Raw genomic sequence first — 7,431 nt, 5'->3', positions numbered from 1 at the left:
GCACTCAGGTGACTGCGCGTTCCTAGATTGGCCAGCCGGTCCTCAGCAGACCCCATAAAGCAGCGGCCAAGCCCCGACTGCGAACAGAAGCAAGCACTCGGCGAGGGACTAAGCTCACAAGGGATTGACTCAAGGCCCGTTACAGAAGAGCGTTCAAGCGGTGGAAGGTTGGGAAGGGATTGACGCTGGGTCAACTCGCCGGCCCCATGCGGTGCAAGCGGGGGCACAAGGGCGCTTGCCTGATGGTAAGACATTTGTCGCGAGACGGAAAAATGAGCTGAGGCAATGTGTGACCGCATGTACGTCAAGAACCGCTCGGGGCGGTGTAAACTTTTCGTTCCTTTCATGCGTCTATGAATTGTCGTATCGACTTCTAGTCGGCCCCTTTTGTTTTCCAAGGCAGAGCCGATTGAGAGATACGACGTGCTCTTGCCTTGAGCGGGAACCGTGAGATGAACTTCCTCACAGACATCGATCTAACCGATGCCCATCTGGAAACGGCGGCCACTTGCGTCCAGAATTGGTGCACGGCGACCCGAACCGATCCTGAAAGCATTCAGGCTCGGGGCGCCGCAAATGTCGCCATCGAGCTCAGGTCGTCGAATTCGACGCTCACGCCCCGAGAGTTGCTGGAATTGCTCCTTCTTCGTCTACCCGCGGAATAGTGGGAACAACGTGTCACGGGCGGGGTTTAAAGAGTGGCTGCCGATCGATCAGTGTATCCCTTTGAAGCGGAATCGGAGACCTTGTGTCGTCACGTTGGGTCGTTTTAGTCGTTGAACGCAACCATGTGCTGCACACCATTGCATCCGCAGATGAAGCCCTGGACATGCTATTTGCGAACTGGCCGGTGACACAAGGCCGCGCCTTCTTCTCGGCTATGCAGGCCTGCGCTGGTACCATGGCAGGAGGAGTAACACAGAGAGAAGCCGAGTCCGCATTCCTTGCAGCGGCTCTCGATGCAAAGGTAGTGTTCCGGCTCGCCTAGCCGAATCTCGCCCAATCGGTTTTGTGGTTTTGTGACTGCAGCAAAGCGCTCAGTCAGCCACGCCAATGGCGATGCCTATGAGGGAAATCGCTATCAGGATCTTTTCCATGCGCGACATTGGTTGCTCGGAACAAAGCTCAAAGTTGTTCGCTGAAAAGATGGGACGGCAAGATATTCAGGTCTGCGTCGTTTCACTTTCCAAACTGTAAACTGCCGAAGGGCTGCGTTCGCCAGAACCCTTGCGGGGCACCTGCTTTTCCTCGCGACTGAAACGATCAGGAGTGAGCGCTGAGACCTGGCGCCTATCTCGGCAAACAAAAAAGGCCGGGGCTAAACCGCACCGACCTTCCTCACATCGCTACTCATACCAATGCCAGTACATCCGTGGTCAAAAGCAGAAAGCAACTGCGGCGATTGCGAGCGACAGACATGTTCCAGCGCTCATCAGCAATGCCGATAGCCGCCATATAGACACTCCTCGCATGTAACGCAACATCAATCTTTGGTTTTGTTATAAAGGACGAATAAAAACATTGATTGCATGAATTAAGTTGCGTGAGGAAAGAGCGTGGAGCATGGTCTGTTGGTCAGCAGTCTATTTTACGGGCGCTGCTGCTTCGGGGCAAAATGCCCTCGCCCCAAAAGAAGGAGGACCAGATGTCTTCCGAACTGCACGTCGTCCTGAAATCAAAAGACCTCCTCATGCTGCAAGGCGTATTGGATGCGGCTGGCTACGGCCCGGCCAGCAGCGTTTCCAATCCCAAAAGCTATAACGTCGCAGCGAAACTGCTCGTCGGACTTTTTCACCGTGGCATGACATCAGAAGAAGATCTGACTATGGAACTCGAGAGGCACTTTGGCAGCATAATGTCGCCAATTTCGCCGCCCAGTTTCGAGCGAACACGGGCTTCTATTCAAGGCCGCCCACTGTCGTAAAAGTCCCGCGTACGACCTCCCAATTTTTGTCGGCCGCCGAGCGAGGCCAAGTTCCACGCAAGGCCGCTAACAGAAAAAACCCCGCTGAAGGAAGCGGGGTGGGAGTTTGTATTTGAACCCGGCAGTCGCGGTTGCGGGGCAATGGAACATTGAGGCTTTGCTGGGAGAGATTAAGCAAAACCCGACCCCAAAACGGATAGGGCGCGCTTTCGTTCCAACCTCTCTTGGATGATTCCGCGCGGCATGGAAACCGGGCGATTTGCTATTGAAGGAAAACAGGTATCCGTCCGCGTCGAAAGCACCGTGCCATTCGGTGCGAAGTCGGTTCTCGTTGTCTGGCTATGGCCATCTGCAAACACCGTTTGCACCTGGCGGCTATCGAGATGACCTTCGCCATCCGCATCCGTCGTTACCGTCGTCGTCTGCCGGTCGGCACTGACAACGGTTGTCGTCTGGCCCGTCAACGTGCTGTCGGCGCTGCGGACACTCACCGTCTCGCTCCGCGATCCGTCCGCGCCAAGCGTGATCGTGTCCGTGGCAACCCGGTCGAAGACGCCATCGCCATTCAGATCGGTCTGAACCGATTGCGACAGACTGTCTGCCGAGGTGGTCGTGATAGTCCGGCCAAGCACCGTGCCGTTGCCGCTTGCGATCGTGACCGTCTCGATGCGGCTACCGTCGGCGTTGCCGGTGACTATATCGCTGACAGTGCGATCGACCGTGCTGTTGCCGTCGGCATCTGTTGTCGTAGTCTTCGATTGGCCATCAGCTGACGTCACCGCAACGGTCCGGGCTATCAGCGAGCCGTCGGCATTGAGCGTGCTGACCGTCCGGGTGGTCGTGCCGTCCGCGGCGACGACGATATTTGTGAGGCTGTCGTTGGCCCCGTCGCCATTGGCGTCGGTGGCAATAGTGATCGTCTTGAGGTCGGCGCTTGTGGTCGTCACCGTCTTCGACAGCAGCGTGCCGTCACCGCTCGCCCGCCGCGCCGTTTGAGTGCGACTGCCGTTGGCAGCAACCACCGTGATATCGCTGTCGACGACATCGACTACTCCGTCGCCGGTCACGTCGGCGTTGACTGTTTTTGACAGGCCATTGGCGCTGGTCGTAACCGTGGTCTTGCCGCGCAGGCTATTGTCGCCGTTGCGGATCGTGGTCTCGGCAGTGACGTCGCCGGGGGCTGCAATCGTAGTCACCGTCACCGACCTGGTATCGATCGTGCCGTTGCCGTCCTCATCCTCGGCGACAGTGATTGTCTTGTTGTCAGCGCTCGTCGTCGTTGTCGTACTCGACAACAGCGTGCCGTCGATCGCCCGCGTGTCCACCGTCTTCGTACGAACACCGTCGGCGGCAACCGCCGTCGTCTCCGAAACCACCAGGTCGGCTGCACCGTCTCCGTTGATGTCGATGGTGCTGACCCTGGCAAGCCCACCGGCCGCCGCTTCGATCACCACCCGCCGCAGCACCGTGCCGTCGAGGCTCAGCATCTCGGTCGTCGTCGTCGACGAGCCGTCGGCATGCCGGACAAACACCTGACGTTCGTCGATAACCCAGTCGCCATCCTGGTCGATTGTCGTCGTCACCGTCTTCAGGTCGCTGCTGGTCGTGGTGATTGTGCGGTCCGAAAGCGACCCGTCGGCGTTGAAGTTCGAGACCGTCTTGGTCCGCACGCCATCAGTCGCAACGGAGACGACCATAGTCTGTGTGTGATCAAAGGTGCCGTTGCCGTCGTCGTCGAACTGCGTCGCAACCGTATTGCCGTCGGCGCTCGTCGTCACCGCCTCGTGGAAGGCCAGGCTGCCGTCGGCGTCGTAGCCGAGGATGTCCTTCGACACAGAACCGTCGGCATTGGTCGTGCTTGTCGTCTGGATGGTGTACTTGTTACTGTCGGCTGCCAGCACCGCGTCGCCGGCAATCCCGGTGGTGCCGTCGGCGCGTGTGAACGTCGTCGTGCCGGTGATTGCCGAGCCGTCAGCAAATGTCTGGCCGCTGCCGGTCGGCGTCAGGTCGATCGAAGTGATGCCGAGGCTGTCCAGTGTAACCAGCTGGCCATTGACCTCGACCCGGAACTCAGACCAGCGCGCGTCACCCGCATCCAGCTTGCCGTTTCCGTTGGTGTCGAACACATCTCGCAGCGCTTCGAAGTCGGTCCTCGCGGTCGCGTCCCATTCGGTGAAGACGAACTCGCTCGAGCGGCTGATCTTGCCATCGCCGTCCGCGTCCAGAACCAGCACGCCAGTGCCCTGGCCTGCCCAAGCCGTGCGCGTTGCATAGCCGTCGCCAGCAAGGTCCAGGAACTTCGAGGACGATGAAAGACTGTCAACGTCCAGCCCATTGCCAGAAAGGTCGAGAAGGATAGGATAGTATTTGTTACCCCAACTACCGCTCGGACTATAATTGCGAGTGTCCTGATTATCGCGCAATCCGGATGAACTCGTCTTTCCGTTGGTACTTCTTGAGGCTCCGCTCAGGCTGCTGCCGCCCCAACTCCCATAGCTACTCGTGTTTTGATTGTCGCGAAACCCGCCGGACGAGGATGACGGATTGGATTTTGTCCCACCATTTGAGGACGACGAACCCTTACCGGCGCTCGATGAGGATGGTTGACCACTGCCACCTGAAGAGTAGGTGCCGCCGCTGGAATATCCACCAGAGGCCGATCCGTGTCCGCCGTCGTTGGTCGAGTTGCCTGGTCTAGTGTTGTTGCCATTGCTTTGGCTGCCACTGCCGTTTCCGCCTTGCGAGTTCTGGACGGGCGCAACGGGTTGAGGCGTCGGTACGACCGCCGTAATGGTCGGAGTGGGAGCGAAGGTGTAGGGGGTTGCAATCGGCAAGTCCCACAATTGAAACGCAGGCGTGGCGGCAACATCGGGAGGTGTCGGGAGGGTCAACGGGAGCGAACCCGCGTTTAGTTCGCGCGGCGTATCCAGACCCGTATTTACGCCAGTATACCCCGTTGTGAGCGAACCAAGCGTCGGGTCCATTCGGCGATAAGGGTTGAGGTCGCTGCTGTCGGCGAGCGGGCCGAATGTCCAGTTCTTTTCGAAAGTCGTAGGGGCTTGCTCTGAAAACCATTTATCAAATCGCGATATTGCAGGATCGACCACCTTCGAAAAGGTCTTGTCGACGCCGAAACCAACGCCGAGGCCCACGAGGCCTGATGCAATAAAGGCGGCGGCGGTGCCATATAGACCGGCGAACTCTGTTGAGGGTACTGCGAGAAGGTTAAAGGTGCCTTCCGCGGCAATTGCGCCGGCCCGCCAGCTTATTATTCCTTTGGTAGCGCCGTAAGCCCCTTCTTGGGCAGCGCCAATTACGATCCCACCGATCAGCCCGATACCGTTGGATAGCAGCCCGGTCCAACCTTGAACCTTCGCGGCATCTCGCAACGACAGCGGAAACTTGGCCAGGAAATTTGTTATATCAAGTGTTAAAGTGGTAACGCCGAGGACATACCCAGAGCGTTCGGCAGTGTCGTCAGACATAACTTGACCTCAATGACTATTTGCGCGGGAATTGGCTATGGAAGAACACGCTAAGTAGGAAAAGAACTGAAGCGAGACGTAGAAGGCCAGGATCAGGAATAGACCCTTGGCGATGTTAAACATCATCGGCTGCTGGAGACCGAATCCGAAAAGCCCTGCGTTTTCTGTAAAGTCAAAACTCGCAATGATTGGGGCCGCCATTGCTGCTACGCAATAAATCAGCATGGCTTTGGTCGACCTGCCCACGAATTTTGCACGCGTTAAAAGCAAAACGGAGAACACATACCAAAAAGCGAGAATTGCGCTCAACAATGAAGTGAGCGTTAAGAACGCGTGCACCTGAAATGCGGAGAATGAGCTAGCCTCTAAGCTCTCGCGCAAAAATAGATTCGGAGGCCACGCGTAGAGCAAATATGACGGCTGATCGCGTTCGATATTTGGTTGCCCGCCAAGATACAGCGCTACTGCGGCAGTAATAGAAAATACTCCCAGCAGGTAAAGTAGTGATTTCCCCACCAGCGAAAAATAAGGCTTATCACTGACGGTGACACCGGTCTTTTGAACATCGTTCATATTGGAAATCGCTCGAAAGGAGGAAGTCGTAGTGACATCAAACGTCCCCATCAGAACGTTGACGCCGAACCGAGTAGCATGCTGAATGGATCGACTTTAGTTAGCCCCACGACTACTGCCGATAAGTTGCGTTGTTCAGATGGCGGACACACAGGCTCACAGAGAAAATCATCAGCCCCCCAAAAAAGTTCAGCATGTAGTAGGGTTGAAACTTGCCCCCTAAGGCTCCGAAAACCGCGCCGAATGTCGCGCATCGCGATTCACTGCATGGCCGAGCAAGGAAGGGTGCGGCGATATCAATTGCTACCACTACTGAAGCGCACGCCAGCATAAGCTTCCGGAGGTCTGCTTTACCCTTTCGACTCTCAGCAAGAAGCGGCGATCCGTTTACAGCACGAGCGGTGGTAAACCGGAGCAACAAAAGCGCTGTGGCCGCTGTTAGTGACTGTGAAGCAAATACAAAGGCAAAACCTGGATGGTTCACTTGGTAAAAAAGTAGGGTAACGAAAAAAGCACCGATAAGTAGAACCGAAAACACAATAATCGAATGCGCGTTAATGCGCGTCATCAAGCCTTTTCCAAATGAATACATCGAAAGGGCGGTAATGATCAGAGGGATCGGGCCGATAGAAAAGTTCGCAGCATCCATCATCGTATCGCCGAAGGCTATCCCTCAAATCGCTGTTTCTAAATGAACAAATTCATTTCACGTCTTTGCTCTTAAATTGAGAATGCTAGCTTTCGCATTGTTCATCTGCGGTGATTCAGCATCATCGAAACATTCCATTGAATAGGTCGCTAAGCACTCGATAGTTGCATAAGAAGTACTTACATGGCACTTCTGCGTCATGTCAATGAAAGAAGTGTATTTGCTGAATTTAAATCTTTAAAATTGTATTTTCTGTCTTTAGGCCCAAATTGAATCGTGGGAGTTGCCAAGACACTACCCGTCACATCGAAATTCCGAACGATTTGCACGGACTCGTGGGGCTGGATTCAATCGAGGAATGAGGCGTTGTAGTGGAGCGTTCTGGAAGTTCCGATTATGGCCCCTACCCCGCCCGTAACGAATGGGTTGAGCGCTGCCGCGCCGGATCGTGAGAACAGTGAGGGCGATCATGCCTCAGATGATATCTACAACTGCGGTCATCTTCATTCTCCTTACAGACGGTCCAGGTAGTCTTTGCACCATGCCAGGTCTTCGCCGTATTTCCTCGACGTCCACTTCTGCCAGAGCGAGGCGTCCCGATAGCCGGGGCAGACATCGCGGAAGACCATCTCTTGGACCGGAAGATTTGCTTCGACGAACGATCATGACCTTCTTCAACGTAAAGGGCTCACCGCGCCAATTGCGATGCCCCAGTGCGTTGAGACGACTGGCAATCTGCTGGTCGTTGTCGGTCTCCAGCAGTTCGTTGATCAACGCTACGACTGCTTCCGGGGTCTTGC

At 55.9% G+C, this 7,431-nt stretch carries 6 protein-coding genes; 2 read left to right on the top strand and 4 right to left on the bottom strand.

The window, feature by feature from the left end; translation table 11 throughout:
• The first annotated feature begins 748 nt into the window (after nt 1-748).
• Nucleotides 749-988 (top strand): DUF982 domain-containing protein, encoded by a 240-nt coding sequence (locus AC1DE4_RS31370; RefSeq protein ID WP_025662478.1) that lies wholly within the window; start codon nt 749-751, stop codon nt 986-988.
• Between the two features lie 657 nt (nt 989-1,645).
• The gene (locus tag AC1DE4_RS31365) at nt 1,646-1,924 is read left to right on the top strand and encodes a hypothetical protein (RefSeq protein ID WP_025662477.1); all 279 of its coding nucleotides are present in this window, start codon (nt 1,646-1,648) and stop codon (nt 1,922-1,924) included.
• 170 nt (nt 1,925-2,094) lie between these two features.
• Here AC1DE4_RS31365 and AC1DE4_RS31360 read toward each other — a convergent pair whose 3' ends face one another.
• The 4 genes from AC1DE4_RS31360 to AC1DE4_RS31345 form a co-directional block, all read right to left on the bottom strand.
• Nucleotides 2,095-5,409 carry a beta strand repeat-containing protein gene (locus AC1DE4_RS31360; RefSeq protein WP_477884717.1) on the bottom strand — a complete coding sequence of 1,105 codons (3,315 nt, stop codon included), beginning with the start codon at nt 5,407-5,409 and terminating at the stop codon, nt 2,095-2,097.
• 9 nt (nt 5,410-5,418) lie between these two features.
• Nucleotides 5,419-5,982: a hypothetical protein gene (locus AC1DE4_RS31355; RefSeq protein WP_477884716.1), complete on the bottom strand. Its 564-nt coding sequence runs from the start codon at nt 5,980-5,982 to the stop codon at nt 5,419-5,421.
• A gap of 112 nt (nt 5,983-6,094) precedes the next feature.
• On the bottom strand, nt 6,095-6,634 hold the full coding sequence (locus AC1DE4_RS31350; RefSeq protein ID WP_477884715.1) for a hypothetical protein: 540 nt from the start codon (nt 6,632-6,634) through the stop codon (nt 6,095-6,097).
• A 471-nt stretch (nt 6,635-7,105) separates the two neighbouring features.
• Nucleotides 7,106-7,431: hypothetical protein (locus tag AC1DE4_RS31345; RefSeq protein WP_477884718.1), on the bottom strand; the 326-nt coding region annotated here is incomplete at its 5' end.

The sequence above is a fragment of the Rhizobium sp. 10N414 genome, from assembly GCF_056394785.1.
This window is presented reverse-complemented; position numbering and strand designations above follow the sequence as displayed.

Bases quoted from the DNA above. Each gene is read 5' to 3' on its own strand.
- AC1DE4_RS31365 (WP_025662477.1), top strand. From the start codon at position 1,646: ATGTCTTCCGAACTGCACGTCGTCCTGAAATCAAAAGACCTCCTCATG.
- AC1DE4_RS31360 (WP_477884717.1), bottom strand. From the start codon at position 5,409: ATGTCTGACGACACTGCCGAACGCTCTGGGTATGTCCTCGGCGTTACC.
- AC1DE4_RS31355 (WP_477884716.1), bottom strand. From the start codon at position 5,982: ATGAACGATGTTCAAAAGACCGGTGTCACCGTCAGTGATAAGCCTTAT.
- AC1DE4_RS31350 (WP_477884715.1), bottom strand. From the start codon at position 6,634: ATGATGGATGCTGCGAACTTTTCTATCGGCCCGATCCCTCTGATCATT.